Origin of the sequence: Bacillus sp. GC_Bacil_1, assembly GCF_026540675.1 — a bacterium.
GTDB classification, from domain to species: Bacteria; Bacillota; Bacilli; order Bacillales; family Bacillaceae_G; genus Bacillus_A; species Bacillus_A cereus.
In genome coordinates this window covers 242028-261755 of record NZ_JALNUG010000004.1, presented here as the reverse complement: position 1 = coordinate 261755, position 19728 = coordinate 242028, and the positions used below count along the sequence as shown (strand labels likewise).

The following is a 19728-nucleotide window of genomic DNA, read 5'->3' as shown; positions in this document are numbered from 1 at the left end:
CGGCCTACAGGTTGATCGTTTTCGAATGAAGTGTTGTAGTACATGAGTGCATTCCTCCTTCATAATTTTATAATGATATTATAACTTAATTTTCAGTTTATTGGAGGTTCTTATGAAATATATCGTTATAAAATCACATGTTAGCAATTATCCTAATCCAATTCGCTTAGAAGAGAGGGGTGTAGTGAAAATGATAGAGAGTTACGTTGGTCCAGAAGACTGGGAAAACTGGATGTTTTATCACGAAGAGAAGTATAACTGGAAAGGATGGGTTTGGTGAGAAGGAACAGATGATGAGAAGGGCTGGACACCAAAGGAAAACTTACAAAAATATTAGTAATACTATTTGTTTAATAATTAGGACACATATTTTTTGTTTGTGAGTATATTGGTTGTAGAGTAAAAAGTAGATTAATAGAGAAAGAGGAGGAGATTGTAATAACTAGAACCGTTATTTCTCATTTTTATAACGAAGAGTATTTACTACCATGGTGGCTTATGCATCACACGAAACTGTTTGATCATGGTATTTTAATTAATAAAGGTTCAACAGATCGTTCCGTTGAGATTTGTAAAAAATTCGCACCGCATTGGGAAGTGCGAGATTCTGTAAATCCAAAGTTTGATGCATATGCGACAGATCATGAAGTGATGAGGATAGAACAAGAAGTACAAGGATGGAAAATGGTTTTAAATACGACTGAGTTTCTTTGCATGCAAGATAAAAATCAGTTTTGGAAATCACTAAATGAATTGGGAGGGAGGATGTATTGGCTGGACGGGCTTATTATGGTTGATGATCCTAACTACAACTATCCGGACCTTAACTTTGGAATACCTTTAATGAAACAGCGATTTCATGGTTATTTACCAGAAGATTGGCCGTCATGGAGAAGAGGTAGATTTATTCATAATCATGAACATGGAAGTTATACGGTTGGAAGACATCTATCCGCGCATGAATCTATGATTTATCCGCCCCTTGCTTGTATATTATGGTTTGGATTTAGTCCGTGGAACGATGTGATGAGAAAGAGAAAGTTACAAATTGGTCCGACTCTTTCTGAAGCTAGTAAGCATGGGGGAATGGGGACGCACCATATTATTACGCCGGAAAGATTAGAAGAATGGTATAAGGAATTAGCGAGAGGAACAAAGGATTTACGTTTTAGTGATGCATATCGTTATGTTTTTGTATAAATGATTTCCACCATAAAATTGTTTCTTCTATTCCTGTATTTAAATCGTATGTTGGTTTCCAGTTTACTTCAGTTTTTAAACGTTCTACACTAACGCCGACAAATAAAGGTTCATCCTTAGAGAAAGGAATCGCGTCTAGTTTAATTAAATGTTCTTTTCCTATTTTTTTAGCGATGATAGAAGCTAGTTCTTTAATTTGTACAGATTGACCTGAAGCGATATTGATGGTGCCTGTAACGCCATGTTCTAATATTGTTACGAGAGCGTCAGCGACGTCACTCACATGGAGGAAATCTCTCGATTGTTTTCCATGTGTACATAGTGCTTCCTCATTTTTTAATAAGGAAGTGATAATGTTAGAAACGAGCCGATTACCTTGTTCGTAAGGTCCATACATATGAAAAATGCGGCTCCAACACATGCTGAGGCCTGTTTGTTGTGCATACGTTTCTAACCAGGAGTGCAGTGTGTTTTTACATAATGAATACGGGGTTTTATAAGAAAGAAGCGGCGAATCTTCAAATAATACGCCGTTAAACCATTCATATTCTGCGCCAGTACCTGCAACGACAACACGCTTTCCGCCGTATGTTGTGAAGTATTGAATCAATGAAATACTAGACTTTAGCCAATAGTAATTATTAATAGATACATAGCATGCTGGTGGCACTGCTTCCCAAGCAAGGTGAATGAGATGGCTAGGCTGAACGTCGGAAATGAATTGTTTTACTACGTCATCGCGAAGCAAGTTTACTTTATGCCAATGGCAAGGGAGGTGAGAGGATTTATTTTTATTATACGTGGCGTGCACTTCATATCCCTTTTGTATAAGTGAATGTACAACATATTTACCTATCCAGCCACTACCACCTGTTACAACAACTTTCTTCATGGCTCGATCACCTCAATTTCTGGAACCGTCACTAAAAATTTACCGCCCCATTCACGAATGAAAGAGCATTCTTTCATAATTTCGTCTTTCAAATTCCAAGGAAGTATAAGAATGTAATCTGGTTTTGTACGTTTAATTTCTGCTGGAGATTTTATTGGAATACGAGTTCCTGGTAAAAGGAGATTTTGTTTGTGAGGATTTTTATCTACTGTATAAGCTAGAAATTCTTTACCTATCCCGCAATAATTCAAAAGGGTGTTTCCTTTAGCTGGAGCACCGTAACCGATAATTTGTTTGTTTAAAGCTTTCGCTTCAATAAAAAACTTTAAAATATTTATTTTCAATTGTTCGATGCGTTTAGAAAAAAGGAGATAGCAATCTAAAGTATCTAACCCGTGGTCGACTTCTTTTTGAATTAATTTTGTAACATTGGAATGGATAGTTGATTGGGCACTTAGATGGTTTACAAAAATCCGTAAGGAACCACCATGCGTTGAAAGTTCTTCTACATCAACAATTTGTAAATGATGATAACTTAAAACTTTTTGAAGGCTTATAAGTGAGAAGTAGGAAAAGTGCTCATGGTAGATAGTATCGAACTGTTTAAAGGATATGAGGTTTAATAAGTGTGGGAATTCAATTGTTATCGTGCCATCTTGTTTTAATAACGTTTTTAAACCGGCAACAAAATCATGCAAGTTTGGAACGTGTGCTAATACGTTATTTGCGACGATTAAATCAGCTTGTGGCAATTTTTTTGCTAAGTCATTACTGAAAAAATTCACATGAGTAGGAATTCCTTTTTTGATAGCAATTTCTGCTACGTTTTTCGCGGGTTCAATTCCCAATGTCTCGATATTTTCTTTTTTAAAGTATTGTAATAAGTACCCATCGTTACTTGCGATTTCAATCACTTTGGAATGTTTCGTTAAGTTGAAACGCTTAATCGCCATTTCTACATATTGTTTAGCGTGTAGTAGCCAACTTGAGGAGTAAGAGCTGAAGTATAAATAGTTATGAAAAATATTTTGTGGAGATTCAAATTCATCTAGCTGTACGAGTAAACAAGAGTTACAAACAAATGTGTGCAGCGGATAAAAAGGTTCCATTTTATATGAGCTTTCAGGAGCTACAAATGAATTAGCAAGAGGGGAAACGCCCAAATCTAAAAAAGTGTTGGTTAGTAATGAGTGGCAAAAACGGCATTTTTTCTGTTCCATTTTATAGCCCCCTTATAAATTTTTGAATGCATCGATTTGTTGTCGTGTGAAAGATTCTATATTTTCACCGGATGCATATTTTTTATACCAATCAACAGTCCAAACGATAGAATCATCTGTTGATAACTTAGGAGTCCAGCCGAGTTTGTTTACTGCTTTTGTACTGTTGAGTGTTAAAATTGGTGATTCATAAGGAGTTTTCGTAGAGGGAGAATGGATTGTGAGTCGTTTATTCCATAATTTCATTACGGATTGAATGACATCATTTACGGTTCTGCTAGATTCATTAATCGGTCCGAAATTCCATGCTTCTGCATATTTAGCATCATTCCAAAGTATTTCAGCTAAAAGGATATAGCCATGTAGAGGATCTAAAACATGTTGCCACGGACGGATGGCATATTTGTTTCGAATACACAAAGTATGATTGTGCAAATATGCCCGAATGATATCAGGGAATAATCGATCTTCTGCCCAATCACCACCGCCGATGACGTTACCTGCTCTTACAGAAGCAAGCGAAGTAGTATTCGTGTGAAAAAAAGATTGGTGATAAGATGTTGTAACTAATTCAGCACAAGCTTTACTAGCGCTATAAGGGTCGAAACCTCCTAGTCGGTCATTTTCCACGAACGCTCGGTCGCCACTACCGTCATTCTCATAACATTTATCGCTTGTCACATTAATAATGGCACGTACGCTTTCGAAGGACTTTGCTGCTTCTAGCACGTGGACAGTACCTAAAACATTCGTTTTGAATGTATCGATAGGATTTTTGTATGAAGCGGTTACGATTGGCTGAGCTGCTAAATGAAATATTATGTCGGGTTTATGCTGCTTCATGGCATGAAATAAAGAATGGTAATCTGTAATATCGCCTTTTATTGTCGTGCACTCTTTTGCTACGTTACCTTGTTCAAAAATGTTAGGAATGGATGGGGGATGAGAAGAAAAGCCTACTACTTCTGCACCTAAAGAACTTAAGAAAAGGGTGAGCCAGGAGCCTTTAAATCCAGTATGTCCCGTAATAAATACTTTTTTCTTATTCCAAAAAGATGATGAAGCCATATTACCAAACCTTCCACGGAGCGTTATTACTTTCCCATAGCTCGACTAATTTATTTTTATCGCGCAATGTATCCATCGGATGCCAAAAACCAGAATGTTGATATGCGGCCAATTCATTTTTGTTTACTAACTGAACTAAAGTGTCTGTTTCAAAAACAGACTTATCTCCACTAATGTAATTGAAAACTTCAGGATTTAAAACGAAAAATCCACCGTTAACCCATCCGCCATCACCTAATGGTTTTTCTTGAAAAGATGTTACAGACTGTTTATCTAATATGAGAGAACCAAATCTACCAGGAGGTTGTACGGCAGTAACAGTAGCCATTTTCCCATGTTTTTTATGGAATGTAATAAGTTCTTTTATATTTACATTACTTAATCCATCACCATAAGTGAGGCAGAAAGGTTCGTCTCCGACATAATTTTGAATCTTTTTCACTCGGCCACCCGTTTCGGTATTTACACCAGTATCGATTAGTGTAACTTTCCATGGTTCTACACGATGAGAATGGCTAGTAATTGTATTATCGTTTAACTGTATTGTGAAATCAGACATGTGTAAGTTGTAATTTAGAAAGAACTCTTTAATTGCATATCCTTTATAGCCTAAGCAAATAATAAACTCAGTAATCCCGTAATGACTATACAAACTCATAATGTGCCATAGAATAGGTTTTGTTCCAATTTCAATCATAGGTTTCGGTTTTAAATGTGTTTCTTCCCCAATTCTTGTACCGTACCCACCAGCAAGAATAACAGCTTTCATTTTTTCCTCCTAAAATAAAAATTTATTATTTATACAGTATTCATGTTTTATGCAAATGAAATTGTTTTTGATTAAGTGAATGAAAATGTTTGAGGTGATGACGATGCAGAAAATATTACGGTTTGAATTTTGGAAATAATTCTTGATATTCAGGGTTATGACGGAGGTCTTGTGTTAGGTTACTAAGCTCTAAAAAACGTATGTCCAGTACTTCAGGAGATTGACCGTAATGCGTTTGAAGTCCCATTTGAATACCCCTTTTTGAAAGGGTAGGTGTAATTTGTAATTTTCTTGCCTTTGATTGTTCATTCCAAGGGCTAAAATAAAATTTTAAAATAAATGAAGGATAGTCATAAATTATATATCCGTGTCGCGAATGATGTCTACCAGGTAAATATGCACCGTCTAGATGATTGTGAATAAATCTCCAAGCACATCCGAGATTTGGGTTATAAGGGAAGACACCGTGGTATCGCTGTTCTACTAAGGGGATAGAATATCTAGGCTTTGAATAATTATAATTATGATTATCTATCATTAAAATCATTCTAATCGCATACATGTTTTGGCCTAGTGTATGAAGAGATGAAAAAAATTCTTCAGTATTATTACAACAAAAGAATTCAGTAGTATTTAAAACGATTTTCCAACCTGAAACTTCTCTTTCAATTTCCATCACTTCAATATCAGTATTAGTTGGATCAAACTCAAGAAATCTTGAATTTCGTACTTCCCAGTGGGGTGCTAATAGTTTACAAATCTCTACGGAACGATCTGTAGACCCCCTATTAATTAAAATGCCGTGATCGAATATTTTCGTGTGATGCATAAGCCACCATGGAAGTAGGTATTCTTCATTATAAAAATGAGAAATGATTGTCTTTTTCATATTAATTCCCTCCTATACAAGCAATCATTATTAGTAGGATATGCTTTTAAATAAGAAAGGTTAAAAGTGGCAGACAATGTAGTGATTAGGTAGTAGTTTAGTAATTTTATTGTATAAGTGTAGATTACTCGTATTGAATCATCATAGGAGGAGATTGGAATTTTGTATAAATTGTGAATAATAAACCGTCACGTTTGACTGTACAGTTTATGTGTTGTATGATGTAAGTAATATAAACAAGGGGGGAAGATCGTTGGGAAGGTGTATCGAATCGGACAGTTGGCTCTCATGGCTCACGTGTCGAAACGAACGATTGATTATTATACGAATCTAGGTATCTTAAAAGCGGAGCGATCTCAATCTAATTATCGCTATTACGACGAAACAGCATTTGAGACATTACAATTTATTGAGAAGTGCAAAGAAATGCATATGCCGCTTTGTGAGATTAAAGAGAAAATCGAGGAGAAGAAGAAGCTGCTCGGTATCAATGAACACGTTTCGAAACAAGTGAATGAAGTGACAGACCATATTCATCAATTAGAAGTGGAGCTTACTGAGTTAAAGCCGCTTTTAGATGGATTGACTGATTCACAACGTGAAAAAATATCGAAATCTTTATCTGGTCAAACGACAGCTTTAATACAGACACTTGCTCTATTATTATAGAATAAGTGAAATCCGACCTCTTTAATTTTTGTATCGGGCTATGTTTTCTAACAAACAAATAAGAAAACATTATAGTATACAGGAGGTGGACACCTTAGTTTTTTAACTAAGGGGATTCATTGGAAATATTTAATTTAGTCATGGTTGCGATTTTAATCGCATTTACTGGATTTTTCGTAGCAGCAGAGTTTGCGATTGTAAAGATACGTTCAAGCCGTATCGATCAGCTTGTTGCGGAAGGAAAACGCGGTGCTTTAGCAGCGAAAAAGGTAACAACAAATTTAGATGAATATTTATCTGCTTGTCAATTAGGTATTACAGTTACAGCTATGGGATTAGGTTGGTTAGGTGAACCGACAATTGAAAAGTTATTACACCCGTTATTTGAGAAATGGAACTTAAATCCTTCTATTTCATCAGTATTAACATTTGGTCTTGCTTTTATGATTATGACGTATTTACACGTTGTAGTAGGGGAATTAGCTCCGAAAACGATGGCAATTCAAAAGGCTGAAAGGGTAACGTTATTATTGGCAGGTCCATTAATGATGTTCTATAAAGTAATGTATCCATTTATTTGGGTATTGAACGGTTCAGCTCGTGTGATAACTGGTTTATTCGGTTTAAAGCCAGCTTCAGAACATGAAGTAGCTCATACAGAAGAAGAATTACGTCTTATCCTTTCAGATAGCTATGAAAGTGGCGAAATTAATCAAGCTGAATACAAGTATGTAAATAACATTTTTGAATTTGATAATCGTATTGCAAAAGAGATTATGGTACCGCGAACAGAAATCGTTGGTTTCTACCTGGAAGATTCAGTAGAAGAACACATGAAAGTGATCCAAAATGAGCGATACACACGTTATCCGATTTTTGGAGAAGATAAAGATGATATTATCGGTATGGTCAACGTAAAAGATTTCTTTATTCGATATATGACCGAGGATCAAAAAGATTTATCATCTATTCGCTCGTATATGCGTCCGATTATTGAAGTGATGGAAACGACTCCAATTCACGATTTATTACTTCAAATGCAGAAGAAGCGAATTCCGATGGCTGTTTTATATGATGAGTACGGAGGAACAGCTGGAATTGTAACGCTTGAAGATATCTTGGAGGAAATCGTCGGCGAAATTCGTGACGAATATGATGAAGATGAAGCACCACCAATTCAACATGTGAACGAGCAACATATTATTGTTGATGGAAAAGTGCTTATCTCAGAAGTGAAAGATTTATTTGGATTACACATCGAAGAAGATGATGTGGATACAATCGGTGGATGGATTATGATGCAAAATCATGAAATCGAAGAAGGACAACACGTTGAGGCGGAAGGTTATGAATTTAAAGTGTTAGAAAAAGACGCTTACCAAATTAAACGTGTTGAAATTCGTAAGATGGAACAAGAACAAGAAGAAGAGAAAGCAGCAACTGTGTAAGTTGCTGCTTTTCTTCTAAAGTACAAAAAATGAGAACTTAGGAGCGGATATTTTGATTCAAGAAGCCTTACGTGTATATCGATTACAATTGTATGTGATCTTTAGTGGTTTACTACTTATGTGGACGATTACTCCGTTTGGAAAACAAGTGACAGGGTTCGGTATTGGATTAGCAGTAAGCGCCTATTGTCTTTGGTTATTAGCTCGCAGAGTGGAGAAACTCGGGAAAAGTATCGTAATGAAGGAAAAGGCTCCTGGATTAGGAGTTTTAAACCGATTTGCAGCTGCTATTTTAGGAGCTATCATCATGTATGAAATTGAGCATGAAATGGAAATGTGGGCATTTGGTACAGGTATTTTAGGTGGTCACTTTTTAATGATTGCAAATTTAGCGTATGCAAATATGCAGTTAGTGAAAGAAGAAGAGAAGCAAAGGGAACATGCTTCGAAAAACATAGAGCTATGATGAAAGGGACCTAATCGGGTTCCTTTTTTAGTTTAGCGATAATATACAAGTAATCAAATTAACGACAAATATAATACGCTTCTTTTTTGTGTTTTTCAATAGTATGAAAAATAATAAAAAAATTTTAAAAAACCCATCGATTTCTAAAGGTTATGTATGTTATTATGACAAAAGACTTTTTGAAAGAGGTGGATACCAATGTTACAAGCGTTACTTATTTTTGTGCTTCAAATTATTTACGTTCCCATTTTAACAATCCGTACGATTTTGCTTGTAAAGAATCAAACAAGATCCGCTGCTGGTGTTGGATTGTTAGAAGGGGCTATTTACATTGTCAGTTTAGGTATTGTGTTTCAAGATTTATCAAATTGGATGAACATCGTTGCCTATGTCATTGGCTTTAGTACAGGACTATTATTAGGCGGTTATATAGAGAATAAATTAGCAATTGGTTATATTACGTATCAAGTTAGTTTACTAGACCGTTGTAATGAATTAGTAGACGAATTACGTCACTCTGGATTTGGCGTTACAGTATTTGAAGGCGAAGGTATTAATTCTATACGTTATCGCTTAGATATCGTCGCAAAGCGTTCTAGAGAGAAAGAGCTTTTAGAAATCATTAATGAAATTGCACCGAAAGCGTTTATGTCTTCGTATGAAATTCGCTCGTTTAAAGGTGGATATTTAACGAAGGCGATGAAGAAAAGAGCGTTAATGAAGAAGAAAGATGAACATGCATCGTAAAAAAGAGGAATAGTGATGCATTAAAAGCGCAGTATAAGTCCAAATGTAAAAGAGAGGAATCTATTTTGATGTAGATTCCTCTCTTTTTTTATGAAAAATATTCATCTATTAATTCAAAAAGCTAAATCGTATAATTATTTTTTTTACTCATTCTCAAATTAATGATTAGCCATATAATTTGAAAAAATACTGGTATGATAAACGTGATTAATAAAACGATAAGTGATATTGATTTAATTTCGGGTGTTTGAGTAACACCGGCCCCATCAACATCTCGTAGCCAAATAATAGCTGCCCATATTCCAAAAACGATAATCCAAAATATGTTACCAATCCACCAAGAAATCCATCGTTTTTTCATGTTAGCACCCCCTACATTTATCTACTGTTAAAAGTATATTTTCTTTTGTTACATTTATAATGAAACAACTTTAAAATCAGTTTTTAACTGTATATCTAACTTGTTTGAAGGTTACTATTTCTCCATCATCATCATCGTCTTTCGTTTGTAAAAGTTGAACTTTTGGTTTGTAGTCCGTCCTATGAGCGTGTTCGATATCTTTAATGTTAAGTTTGTAGGATTCACCATTTTTTAGTTTTTGTTCCAACACTTTTTTATTAGCAACATAAATAAAAGTTACTTTATTTTCATCAATGCCTTTAGTTTTAATTTCTAATTCATTGTCTTTTGCTGTAATCGTTGGTGTTAATAATTCCATACTGCCTTTCCCGCTTTCTAAAGAATTCTCTGCTATAGTTGAACATCCTGATAATATGATTCCAGTGAATAGAAGAACAGCTAATTTCTGTTTCATAACATCCCTCAATTCCATGTGATTTTTGATTTTGGTATTGCTAGATTACTAGTGTGGAGTGTAAATGTTTAGTTAGTATCCTCTTAATTGTACCATAATATGTAAAATGAAACAGGATGTATATCCAATTTAAGGGAGAATGAAAAATTTACTGATTTTTGTAAATTCGTATGTTTTAGCTTCTATTTCAATCGAAATGTAGACGAGAGAAAGAAATTTTTTTATAGAAATTATAATTTTTACATTTTACAATAATGATAGGGAATAGATGAATTCATTTACTTCGGAGGTAGTTATTTGAACATTAATGAGAAGGCAATTGAAATGTTTGAACAAAATAAATATGAGGAAGCAATGGAACTGTTTCAACAAGCAGTACATGAATCTAGAGACGTACAATCTCTCAATAATCTGGCTTGGATGTACTTTTATGAGGAAGAGAATGATGATAAAGCTCTTGAATTAATAAGAGAAGTTGTTAAGTTGAATCCTTCTTCATACTTTCCTTATAACATCTTAGGGGACATTTACATGAAACAAGAAAAATGGACAGAAGCGAAAGAAGCATTACAAAAGTCTATTTCGATTCAACCATCAGATGAAGCATATCATAATGTAGCTGTAGCGCATTATAACCTTGGAGAGCTGGAAAAAGCTTCAGACTTTTTCTTGCGAGTTGCAGGGGATTCGGACTATATCATGTATAGCTATGTAAAATGTTTAATTGATTTAGAACGAACGACAGAAGCAAAAGAGAAGTTAGATACTTTTAACAGGGAATCTGATAATTTTTTAGGGGAAATTAATGTAGCAGATTTATATGTTGAGTTGAATTGCTATAAAGAAGCAATTGAATGGTTCGAAAAGGGATATAAAGAATGCTGGAAAAGTCCTAATTGGATTGGTAGATTTGTGTATGCTCTATATAAAAAGAATAATTTCTCCCGTATAAATGAAGTTATACGGGAATCTATCGAAGCGAAAACAGCAGAAATAGAAGATGTTCAGAATGAAGAAGTAGAAGAAAACTGGACAGAAAATGATAAGAAAGAGTTAATTGAGGAATATACAGAAGAGAATAATTGTTATAAAACAATGGTAGAACGTATCAAATCTGGATACGTTCCAGGGTTAGAATTTGAAACGGATTTTATAGGTGGGTGCTATTTGTTTGGTTGTAAAAGGCATAATCATCTTGAATATGAACAATAAAAAGATTCGACTGTCACATATGATGGTCGAATCTTTTTCGTTATAGGTCGCTTGTATTACATAGGTGTATATCCTCTTTAGAGGCCACTTTTTTTATATTCAAAATATGTAGTGAAATAAAACCAATAAGTCCTATTCCGCCAAAAATAAGCCATGGTGTATACATTCCGCTTAAGTTGGATGTAAAAGATGTACCGGTATAATTACCAATGATAAAACCAAATGCGAGTGATAGTTGATAAAATCCGAAGAAAGTGGCTGTATATGATTCATTACTGTAATTTGCAATAGCGATATCAGCGTTAGGTAATACGAGTGTTTCACCGATTGTAAATAAAATTACACAAATAAAGAGCCAATATGGGTGTTGAAATAAAGGAATGAGTAAAAAGGAAATACTCATTAATAAAACACCGTATTTAATAATCGAAAGTGTGTTGTATTTGTGGAATAATACCATAAATATGACGCCTGTTATCGCATTTATCGTAATAACGAGTGTAGCAAGTTGATTGCTATTACTAATGTTTTTCATATGAAGTGGAAGTGCGACAGTAAGCTGAGTAAACATAATATAGAAGAAAATCATGATAAAGGAAAACAGAAGGAAAGACTTGTTTTGTAAGATGGCCTGTATTCCTAATGTAATAGACGTGTTTTCAGTAGTGACTTGGAAGTGATTTTTAAGTAAGTAAAAGATAAAAGCAAATAACAGCATAAGAGATCCTGTTAGAGAGAAAGCGTAGAGTGGATCGAGTAAGAGTAAGAACCCTCCTGCAATTGGTCCGATTATTGCACCGCAATTAAAGCTAAGGTTTAAATATGTAAATAAATTTTTTCTCAAATGAGCTGGCTGTGAGCCAAATATAGCGCGAGCGGCAGGTTCGTAAAATGCAGTTCCGAAGCCAATAAGTGCAGAAGAAATAGAAATTGTATAGAAATCAGAGCATATTCCTAAAGCGATAAATCCGATTCCTCTCAAAAATAAACCAGCTATCATCATAATGATATAGCCTATTTTGTCAGCAATTAACCCTGAGAATAATGGGATAACTCGTGATGTAATTGTCATAACCGTCAACACTGTTCCTACTTGGACAGCAGAAAAATGAAGAAAGGTTAATAGATAAATAGCTAAAAATGCGTATACTGCAAAATATCCAAAAGACATAAAAAATGAAGAAATAAGCATGAAACGTATCGGTGTTGAGAAACTTTTCATAGAAATCCCCCTAATTATGTAACCAGTAAAATTATTTAATGGTTAACTATTTTATACTATAATTATACATAAAGTCAGAAAAAAGTAAATTTTAAGAAGAAGGTGGATCGAATTGAATCAAAACGCTCCAAATGAACTAGAATATATTCGGGAATTTTTAAATACATGGAGAATACCAAACGATACGAGAGAGCCAATTGATTTGCTGCAAACAAAAGAAGATATAAAGCTCTTTATGAAAGAATATTTTGATGAAGAGTTTCCATTTCATACGATAGAGGAATTAAGAGGTTTTCGAGAAGATATTCGGATGACAATTGAAGACGAAGGATCATTGCAAAAATGGTTAGAGAAATACCCATTTCATGTACATATAAAGGATGATATGAAAGGTATTACATATGAACCAGTATATGAAGAGAATGTGTATACAAAAATGTTAAGCATTGTGTTAATGTCAATTCAAGAAAATGTGTGGGGAAGGTTAAAAGCATGTCCAGATTGTCGCTGGGTATTTTATGATTATTCGCGAAATGGAAGTAAAAGATGGTGCGGTATGTATGCTGGAGAAGAAGGAGGAAGAGCATGCGGTACGATTGCAAAAGTGAAAAACTACCGGGCGAAGAGAAAAGGGCGATCTGGTTATGATATGTAATTAATATTAGAGAAAGAAAAATGGATGGGGGGAATGAATAATATGAAAGGCACACAAATGCTAGCTACAAATAAAAAGTGTTGGGATACAGTTGCACCTTATTTCTTTCAAGTGGATTGTTTACCGAAATACGGACCGTATACGGCATCTGAAGATGAGATCCATTTGTTCGATTCAATTAAAGATAAAAAGGTACTTGATATTGGGTGTGGAAGTGGACATTCGTTGCAGTATATGGCGGAACAAGGGGCAAAGGAATTGTGGGGACTTGATCTTTCAAGTGCACAAATTGCAATAGCGAATAAGACGTTAAAGGATTGGAATCCAAAGTTAGTATGCGGAGCAATGGAAGAAGAAGGAGATATTCCGAAAGGGTATTTTGATATTGTATATTCCATTTATGCATTAGGTTGGACTTCAGATTTAAGAAAAACGTTGGAACTGATTTATTCATATGTAAAGCCAGGGGGAAGTTTTATTTTTAGTTGGGAGCACCCAGTATATTCAAACTTACAGTATGGTACGGAAGAAGTTGCTATAAAGTCTTCTTATCATGAGGAAACGCCCATTACGTTTGAAACATTTAAAGGAGAAAATGTACAAGCGACATTATATAAGAGAAAAATAAGTACATACATAAATGAGTTAAATAGATCGGGATTTAAAATTGAGAGAATAGAAGAGCCTGAACCATCGAGCTCGCTTGATGGAGAACTAGCTGAGCCGTCTACGAAATATTATTCTTTATATAAAGCTAGAATGGTGCCAACTACTTTTATTATTAAGGCGAGGAAGTAAATTGTTTTATAAAAAGAAGCCTATCATTTCAAATAGATGAAATGATAGGCTTCTTTATTTTAAAAAAATGAGGTCAAAGGTGTACTTTTCTTATAAAAATGCATTTCATATAAAAGGTGTAATTATTTTGGGGAAGGGGGATTGTTGTGCGTCATCATAAAAAGTGCAAAAAATTTGGAGTGGCACTGCCTCTTCCGCTTATAGGAGCAACGGGTCCGACAGGTAATAGTGGTCCAATCGGTCCAACTGGAGGGCATGAAGGTCCTGTTGGTCCTACAGGGGTGACTGGACCGACGGGAGCAACTGGGCCCCAAGGTCCTCAAGGTATCAGGGGGATACAAGGTCCCCGAGGGACAACAGGAGCACAAGGGATACAAGGTCCCGTTGGTGATACTGGAGAGCAAGGAATTACTGGTCCGGTCGGCTTACAAGGTTCTCAAGGATTAATTGGAGAGCAAGGTCCTGTTGGCGATATTGGATTACAAGGTATGCAAGGAATACAAGGAATTACAGGCCCTGCTGGTAGTCAAGGTATACAGGGCGCCCAAGGAATACAAGGAGAAATAGGTGAGCGAGGAGAAACGGGTGCACAAGGAATGCAGGGAGAAATAGGTGTAACCGGAATATCAGGTGTAATGGGCCCTCAAGGTCCTCAAGGGGCGCAAGGAATACAAGGGGAGGACGGAACTACAGGTATACAAGGAGAAGAAGGTCCACAAGGAATACGAGGAATTACTGGAGAGCAAGGGCACCAAGGTGATCAAGGGATACAAGGTGTAACTGGCCCGCCTGGTTCTACTGGAATACAAGGACCTCAAGGTATAAGTGGAATAAGGGGGATAACAGGTGTAATAGGTCCTCAAGGTCCACAAGGAATACAAGGGATACAAGGGGTAAGGGGATCCACAGGTTTTCAAGGACCAAAAGGAATACGAGGAATAACAGGAGCAACTGGGTCGACTGGTACACAAGGTGCAGAAGGTCCACCTGGAGGACCAACAGGAATAACCGGTCCGATTGGTCCATCTAGTGGAGTGACTGGTCCATCAGGCCCGCCTGGTCCACCTGGAGGGCCAACAGGTCCAACCGGTGAAGCTGGTATTACAGGTGTAACTGGTCCTAAAGGTCCCCAAGGAGCGCAAGGGTTACAAGGAATAACGGGTCCCACTGGTGCTCAAGGTGCAAGGGGAGCACAAGGTTCTCAAGGGGTAATTGGTGTAGCTGGCGTACAAGGAGCACAAGGAATACAAGGAGCACAAGGAATAATAGGAGCAACCGGTGTAGAAGGCCCAATAGGCATACAAGGTCCACAGGGAGAAATCGGTCCAACCGGTGCAGAAGGTCCTAGAGGTGTGCAAGGAATACAAGGAGTAACAGGTCCAACAGGAGCGCAAGGAATACAAGGGTTACAAGGGATAATAGGTCCTACAGGCACAACAGGAGCGGTGGGAGCCCAAGGTCCACAAGGAATACGAGGAGAAACAGGAGATGCTGGTCCACAAGGTGCACAAGGAATACAAGGAGTTCAAGGAATAACAGGAGCAGCTGGAGTTCAAGGTATACAAGGACCTCAAGGAATACAAGGAGAAAATGGATTGACTGGTCCGCAAGGTGCTCAAGGAATACAAGGAGTTCAAGGAATAACAGGTCCTACAGGTGCAATTGGTTTACAAGGGCCTCAAGGACTACAAGGTATAGTAGGTCCAACAGGAGCGCAAGGCTCTCAAGGAATACAAGGAATACAAGGAATCATCGGTCCTACAGGTGCTCAAGGAATTAGAGGGCCTCAAGGGAATTTAGGAGAAAACGGGATAACAGGTTCACAAGGAGTGCAAGGGGCGCAAGGTATTGAGGGACCCGAAGGACCACAAGGAAATGTTGGGATTACGGGCGTAACGGGAGAAACAGGAGCGACAGGAGCCACAGGAGCGACCGGGGCACAAGGAATACAAGGCGTTCAAGGTATTCAAGGAATACAAGGAAGTACAGGAATGATAGGACCTACCGGTGCAACGGGAGTAACCGGAATACAAGGTGTGCAAGGTATTCAAGGAATACAAGGCCCAACTGGAGCGAGGGGAATAACAGGGGTTAACGGTAGTGTAGGTCCAGCTGGAGTCCAAGGTAGTCAAGGGCCGATTGGAGCTGTGGGACCTACTGGAGCAACGGGTAGTCAAGGGCCTATAGGTTTTTTAGGAATTGTAGGTGCAACAGGAGCGACTGGTTTACCTAGTGGTGGCGGTTATTTCTTTTCTACTTCAACGAGTGCAATTGCAGCGAATGCGTTAATACCAATTAATTCAGGAGCTACCACTTTTGGTTCTGGTGTCAGTTTAACAAATGCAACAACTGTAACGTTAAGTACGCCGGGAATTTATTTAGTAAGCTATTATTTTCAAGGCGATCCAACTGCCGGAAATGAAACAATTTCAGTGAGGCTTACTTTAAATGGAACACAAGTCGCAGGGAGTTTTATTTTTTATGTTACAGGAGGTACTTTTATATTAGAACCAGCAGTTTCGAATACGATGGTCATTGAAGTTACTTCTTCAAATGCAACTTTGTCTTTACAAAATGGTCCGTTAGCTATCGGGCATGTAACGACATTATCTGGTGTGATAACAGCTAGTTTAAATGTATTAAAAATAGTTTGATACGTTAGTTATAACGGGGGAGATGCTTGTGAAGAATCAAGATAAGTGTAGTAAGTTTCAAGCACCTATTCCTTTTCCACCGCCAGGTATTACGGGGCCCACTGGTCCAACCGGTCCAACTGGTGCTTTAGGTGGACCAACTGGACCGCAAGGAATACAAGGCGTACAAGGTCCAATCGGTCCAACCGGCCCACAAGGAATACAAGGAGTGCAAGGGGTGCAAGGAGAAAATGGTCCAACAGGCCCAACTGGTTTAACTGGACCACAAGGTTCTCAAGGTAATCAAGGACCTATGGGAGAACGAGGCCCACAGGGAATACAAGGTGTTCAAGGAATACAAGGAGAAAGAGGTCCGACTGGTCCAACTGGTATTCAAGGGGTACAAGGAATTCCTGGCCCAATCGGTCCGACCGGTCCAACAGGAATACAAGGCATACAAGGAATGCAAGGAGAAATCGGTCCAACAGGCCCAACAGGAATACAAGGAATACAAGGAGTGCAAGGGGAAATTGGTCCGACTGGACCAACTGGAAATACTGGTATACAAGGTGTGCAAGGTAATTTAGGAGGTAGTGGTTTACAAGGTGTAACAGGTATACAAGGTATTCAAGGTCCGATGGGTCCGACCGGTCCAACAGGTTCACAAGGAATACAAGGAGAACAAGGGCCAATGGGACCAACAGGCGCAACTGGTGTTCAAGGTTTACAAGGTCCACAAGGTGAGATGGGGGTAACTGGTCCAACAGGCTCTCAAGGAATTCAAGGAGTGCAAGGTGTAATAGGGCCAATAGGTGCAACTGGCTTGCAAGGGGATCCGGGTCCGACCGGCTCGACCGGTCCAACAGGGGTAACTGGACCAACTGGATCTGCAACGGGTCCAACCGGAGCAACGGGCCCAACAGGTCCGCCAGGAGGTCCAACCGGTCCAACGGGTCCAGCAGGATTACCGGGGGGTCCAACCGGTCCAACTGGAGCAACCGGAGCAACCGGGGCGACCGGAGCAACAGGAACGACTGGAATTCAAGGAGTGCAAGGAATACAGGGACCGACAGGAGCAACCGGTTTAACAGGTTTGCAAGGAGTACAGGGACCGATGGGGGTAACCGGTCCAACGGGTGATCAAGGAATTCAAGGTCCACAAGGAGTAATGGGATCAACCGGTCCAACGGGTTTACAAGGTCTACAAGGAGTACAGGGACCGATAGGAGCAACAGGCCCAACCGGTCAACAAGGAGTGCAAGGGGCACAAGGTCCAATTGGTCCAACAGGCCCGCAAGGAATACAAGGAATACAAGGTGAGCAAGGAGTAATGGGAGCAACTGGACCAACAGGCTTACAAGGTCTGCAAGGAATCCAAGGTCCACTCGGTCCAACCGGTCCTCAAGGTTTACAAGGAGTGCAAGGGATAAGTGGTATAACAGGTCCAACTGGTCCTCAAGGAATCCAAGGGATTCAAGGTCCACAAGGAGATATAGGTCCAACGGGAGCGACTGGAATTCAAGGAGTGCAAGGCCCAGAGGGTCCAACAGGTCCAACTGGAGCAACAGGCCCGCAAGGGATTCAGGGAATACAAGGGATACAAGGTCCAACCGGTCCACAGGGAATTCAAGGTCTGCAAGGAATTCAAGGTCCGATTGGTCCAACAGGCCCGACTGGACCTCAAGGCATACAAGGTATAACTGGCTCGACGGGTCCAACCGGTGCAACTGGAGCAACAGGTCCGACGGGAGTAACGGGCCCTCAAGGTCCTCAAGGAATTCAAGGTCCACAAGGAGTAACAGGCCCAACAGGAGCGACCGGCTCTACGGGAGTAACAGGTCCACAAGGAATCCAAGGAATCCAAGGTTCGCAAGGGATAACGGGTCCGACGGGAGCAACCGGAGTGACTGGAATAACAGGCCCACAAGGAATCCAAGGAATTCAAGGCCCACAAGGTGTGACGGGAGCAACCGGCGCAACAGGAGCGACAGGAGCGACTGGTGCAACAGGACCGACAGGAATCCAAGGAATCCAAGGAATAACAGGAGCAACAGGGGGAACGGGAGTAACAGGCCCAACAGGTGCCACGGGTCCAACAGGTTTAACTGGAGCAACAGGATCATCTGCTATATCTACAGGTGGTGGCTATTTCTTCTCTACATCAACAAGTACAATTGCAGCAAATACTAACATTCCAATTAATTCTGGATCCACTGTATATGGAACGGGTGTATCTTTAACTAGTGCTACGACAGTCACAGTAGCGACGCCAGGAATATATTTAGTAAGCTACTATTTCCAAGGGGATGCAAATGGTGGAAATGAGACAGTATCTGTTAGATTACTATTAAATGGAACGCAACTAACAGGGAGTTTTATACAAAACGTAACGACATCAACTGTAGTAATCGAACCAGCTATTTCAAATACACTTCTTGTGAATGTGACGAGTGCCAATTCAACATTAATATTACAAAATGGCCCGTTAGGTGTAGGGCATGTGACTACTATAGCAGGTGCGATTACAGCAAGTTTAAATGTAGTGAGAATTTTATAAAGAATATAAAAAACACAAGGAATGTCTTTGTAAGACACACCTTGTGTTTTTTAATATTAAATAAACATTTTCTTTATCTTTTCGGTTGAAAAATATGCTGAAAGAAGTATTTGTGATGTAAGTTATCTACAACTTTATTTGCTTGATATGTGCGTTGTTTTTCAATTCGTAGTCTTTGCTCCATCATTTTTATTGCGTGATCAGATAAACGTAACATAATACATTCTCCTTTTCTATAAATATAGGTGACTATTTGATATCGATCCCATATTTATAATTAAGGAGGCAAAATGTGTAACATAGGCAAAAAGCACCTTCCTCTCCCATTACGCTTACGAGGTTAGCTGTCGGACTCGGGAAGTGAGAGTTTCCCTACTTAAAAAAGATTCGCCCCAAGTAGCATAGCTACAAAAATGGTTCCCCCGCTCCAAAATTTGGACTCAGCAAAAGGTTTTATAAAGTAAAAGA

General features: G+C 38.5%; 20 protein-coding genes and 1 riboswitch. Of the genes, 11 read left to right on the top strand and 9 right to left on the bottom strand.

Features of this window, described 5'->3' with window-relative positions; translation table 11 throughout:
* Window positions 1–112: 112 nt before the first annotated feature.
* Window positions 113–280, top strand: a complete 168-nt coding sequence (locus tag OXT04_RS08705) for an SH3 domain-containing protein (RefSeq protein WP_000875292.1) — start codon at window positions 113–115, stop codon at window positions 278–280.
* Between the two features lie 107 nt (window positions 281–387).
* Window positions 388–1200 carry a glycosyltransferase family 2 protein gene (locus OXT04_RS08700; protein ID WP_078400293.1) on the top strand — a complete coding sequence of 271 codons (813 nt, stop codon included), beginning with the start codon at window positions 388–390 and terminating at the stop codon, window positions 1198–1200.
* On the opposite strand, the gene OXT04_RS08695 is transcribed toward OXT04_RS08700, so the two are convergent.
* The 5 genes from OXT04_RS08695 to OXT04_RS08675 form a co-directional block, all read right to left on the bottom strand.
* Window positions 1169–2092: an NAD-dependent epimerase/dehydratase family protein gene (locus tag OXT04_RS08695; protein WP_000758373.1), complete on the bottom strand. Its 924-nt coding sequence runs from the start codon at window positions 2090–2092 to the stop codon at window positions 1169–1171. The two genes, OXT04_RS08700 and OXT04_RS08695, sit on opposite strands and share 32 nt — an antisense overlap.
* On the bottom strand, window positions 2089–3312 hold the full coding sequence (locus OXT04_RS08690; RefSeq protein ID WP_000435776.1) for a class I SAM-dependent methyltransferase: 1224 nt from the start codon (window positions 3310–3312) through the stop codon (window positions 2089–2091). Before OXT04_RS08690 ends, OXT04_RS08695 begins: the two co-directional genes overlap by 4 nt.
* Window positions 3313–3324: 12 nt before the next feature.
* Window positions 3325–4380, bottom strand: a complete 1056-nt coding sequence (gene rfbG, locus OXT04_RS08685; protein ID WP_267414150.1) for a CDP-glucose 4,6-dehydratase — start codon at window positions 4378–4380, stop codon at window positions 3325–3327.
* 1 nt (window position 4381) lies between these two features.
* Entirely contained in the window at window positions 4382–5149 is a 768-nt protein-coding gene (rfbF, locus tag OXT04_RS08680; RefSeq protein WP_000648807.1) for a glucose-1-phosphate cytidylyltransferase, read from the bottom strand.
* A 115-nt stretch (window positions 5150–5264) separates the two neighbouring features.
* The gene (locus tag OXT04_RS08675; protein WP_000750972.1) at window positions 5265–6038 is read right to left on the bottom strand and encodes a glycosyltransferase family 2 protein; all 774 of its coding nucleotides are present in this window, start codon (window positions 6036–6038) and stop codon (window positions 5265–5267) included.
* A 261-nt stretch (window positions 6039–6299) separates the two neighbouring features.
* Here OXT04_RS08675 and OXT04_RS08670 point away from each other — a divergent pair, with 261 nt between their 5' ends.
* The 4 genes from OXT04_RS08670 (at window position 6300) to OXT04_RS08655 (ending at window position 9368) form a co-directional block, all read left to right on the top strand.
* Window positions 6300–6707 (top strand): MerR family transcriptional regulator, encoded by a 408-nt coding sequence (locus tag OXT04_RS08670; protein ID WP_000285635.1) that lies wholly within the window; start codon window positions 6300–6302, stop codon window positions 6705–6707.
* 119 nt (window positions 6708–6826) lie between these two features.
* Entirely contained in the window at window positions 6827–8155 is a 1329-nt protein-coding gene (locus OXT04_RS08665) for a hemolysin family protein (RefSeq protein WP_000402258.1), read from the top strand.
* Window positions 8156–8207: 52 nt separating this feature from the next.
* Window positions 8208–8621 (top strand): ATP synthase subunit I, encoded by a 414-nt coding sequence (locus OXT04_RS08660; protein WP_000613876.1) that lies wholly within the window; start codon window positions 8208–8210, stop codon window positions 8619–8621.
* Between the two features lie 198 nt (window positions 8622–8819).
* Window positions 8820–9368, top strand: a complete 549-nt coding sequence (locus OXT04_RS08655; protein WP_000938441.1) for a DUF2179 domain-containing protein — start codon at window positions 8820–8822, stop codon at window positions 9366–9368.
* A gap of 121 nt (window positions 9369–9489) precedes the next feature.
* Here the strand turns inward: OXT04_RS08655 and OXT04_RS08650 are convergent, their stop codons facing one another.
* Window positions 9490–9729: a DUF3923 family protein gene (locus OXT04_RS08650; protein WP_000747683.1), complete on the bottom strand. Its 240-nt coding sequence runs from the start codon at window positions 9727–9729 to the stop codon at window positions 9490–9492.
* Window positions 9730–9805: 76 nt separating this feature from the next.
* Entirely contained in the window at window positions 9806–10201 is a 396-nt protein-coding gene (locus OXT04_RS08645; RefSeq protein WP_002041528.1) for a hypothetical protein, read from the bottom strand.
* 279 nt (window positions 10202–10480) lie between these two features.
* Here OXT04_RS08645 and OXT04_RS08640 point away from each other — a divergent pair, with 279 nt between their 5' ends.
* The gene (locus OXT04_RS08640; RefSeq protein WP_267414149.1) at window positions 10481–11395 is read left to right on the top strand and encodes a tetratricopeptide repeat protein; all 915 of its coding nucleotides are present in this window, start codon (window positions 10481–10483) and stop codon (window positions 11393–11395) included.
* A 40-nt stretch (window positions 11396–11435) separates the two neighbouring features.
* Here the strand turns inward: OXT04_RS08640 and OXT04_RS08635 are convergent, their stop codons facing one another.
* Entirely contained in the window at window positions 11436–12617 is a 1182-nt protein-coding gene (locus tag OXT04_RS08635) for an MDR family MFS transporter (RefSeq protein ID WP_098850954.1), read from the bottom strand.
* 112 nt (window positions 12618–12729) lie between these two features.
* On the opposite strand from OXT04_RS08635, the gene OXT04_RS08630 reads away from it, so the two are divergent.
* The 4 genes from OXT04_RS08630 (at window position 12730) to OXT04_RS08615 (ending at window position 19260) form a co-directional block, all read left to right on the top strand.
* The gene (locus OXT04_RS08630) at window positions 12730–13272 is read left to right on the top strand and encodes a CGNR zinc finger domain-containing protein (protein ID WP_267414148.1); all 543 of its coding nucleotides are present in this window, start codon (window positions 12730–12732) and stop codon (window positions 13270–13272) included.
* 42 nt (window positions 13273–13314) lie between these two features.
* Window positions 13315–14070 carry a class I SAM-dependent methyltransferase gene (locus OXT04_RS08625; RefSeq protein WP_000679201.1) on the top strand — a complete coding sequence of 252 codons (756 nt, stop codon included), beginning with the start codon at window positions 13315–13317 and terminating at the stop codon, window positions 14068–14070.
* A 146-nt stretch (window positions 14071–14216) separates the two neighbouring features.
* Entirely contained in the window at window positions 14217–16724 is a 2508-nt protein-coding gene (locus tag OXT04_RS08620) for a collagen-like protein (RefSeq protein ID WP_267414147.1), read from the top strand.
* A 22-nt stretch (window positions 16725–16746) separates the two neighbouring features.
* Window positions 16747–19260, top strand: a complete 2514-nt coding sequence (locus tag OXT04_RS08615; RefSeq protein ID WP_098817426.1) for a BC_3345 family exosporium-associated protein — start codon at window positions 16747–16749, stop codon at window positions 19258–19260.
* 73 nt (window positions 19261–19333) lie between these two features.
* On the opposite strand, the gene OXT04_RS08610 is transcribed toward OXT04_RS08615, so the two are convergent.
* Window positions 19334–19477: a hypothetical protein gene (locus OXT04_RS08610; RefSeq protein ID WP_000945243.1), complete on the bottom strand. Its 144-nt coding sequence runs from the start codon at window positions 19475–19477 to the stop codon at window positions 19334–19336.
* Window positions 19478–19573: 96 nt separating this feature from the next.
* A riboswitch (cyclic di-AMP (ydaO/yuaA leader) is annotated at window positions 19574–19716 on the bottom strand.
* Between the last annotated feature and the right edge of the window lie 12 nt (window positions 19717–19728).

Bases quoted from the DNA above. Each gene is read 5' to 3' on its own strand.
- OXT04_RS08645 (WP_002041528.1), bottom strand. From the start codon at position 10,201: ATGGAATTGAGGGATGTTATGAAACAGAAATTAGCTGTTCTTCTATTC.
- OXT04_RS08610 (WP_000945243.1), bottom strand. From the start codon at position 19,477: ATGTTACGTTTATCTGATCACGCAATAAAAATGATGGAGCAAAGACTA.
- rfbG (WP_267414150.1), bottom strand. From the start codon at position 4,380: ATGGCTTCATCATCTTTTTGGAATAAGAAAAAAGTATTTATTACGGGA.
- OXT04_RS08655 (WP_000938441.1), top strand. From the start codon at position 8,820: ATGTTACAAGCGTTACTTATTTTTGTGCTTCAAATTATTTACGTTCCC.
- OXT04_RS08690 (WP_000435776.1), bottom strand. From the start codon at position 3,312: ATGGAACAGAAAAAATGCCGTTTTTGCCACTCATTACTAACCAACACT.
- OXT04_RS08650 (WP_000747683.1), bottom strand. From the start codon at position 9,729: ATGAAAAAACGATGGATTTCTTGGTGGATTGGTAACATATTTTGGATT.
- OXT04_RS08695 (WP_000758373.1), bottom strand. From the start codon at position 2,092: ATGAAGAAAGTTGTTGTAACAGGTGGTAGTGGCTGGATAGGTAAATAT.
- OXT04_RS08635 (WP_098850954.1), bottom strand. From the start codon at position 12,617: ATGAAAAGTTTCTCAACACCGATACGTTTCATGCTTATTTCTTCATTT.
- rfbF (WP_000648807.1), bottom strand. From the start codon at position 5,149: ATGAAAGCTGTTATTCTTGCTGGTGGGTACGGTACAAGAATTGGGGAA.
- OXT04_RS08675 (WP_000750972.1), bottom strand. From the start codon at position 6,038: ATGAAAAAGACAATCATTTCTCATTTTTATAATGAAGAATACCTACTT.
- OXT04_RS08625 (WP_000679201.1), top strand. From the start codon at position 13,315: ATGAAAGGCACACAAATGCTAGCTACAAATAAAAAGTGTTGGGATACA.
- OXT04_RS08615 (WP_098817426.1), top strand. From the start codon at position 16,747: ATGCTTGTGAAGAATCAAGATAAGTGTAGTAAGTTTCAAGCACCTATT.
- OXT04_RS08705 (WP_000875292.1), top strand. From the start codon at position 113: ATGAAATATATCGTTATAAAATCACATGTTAGCAATTATCCTAATCCA.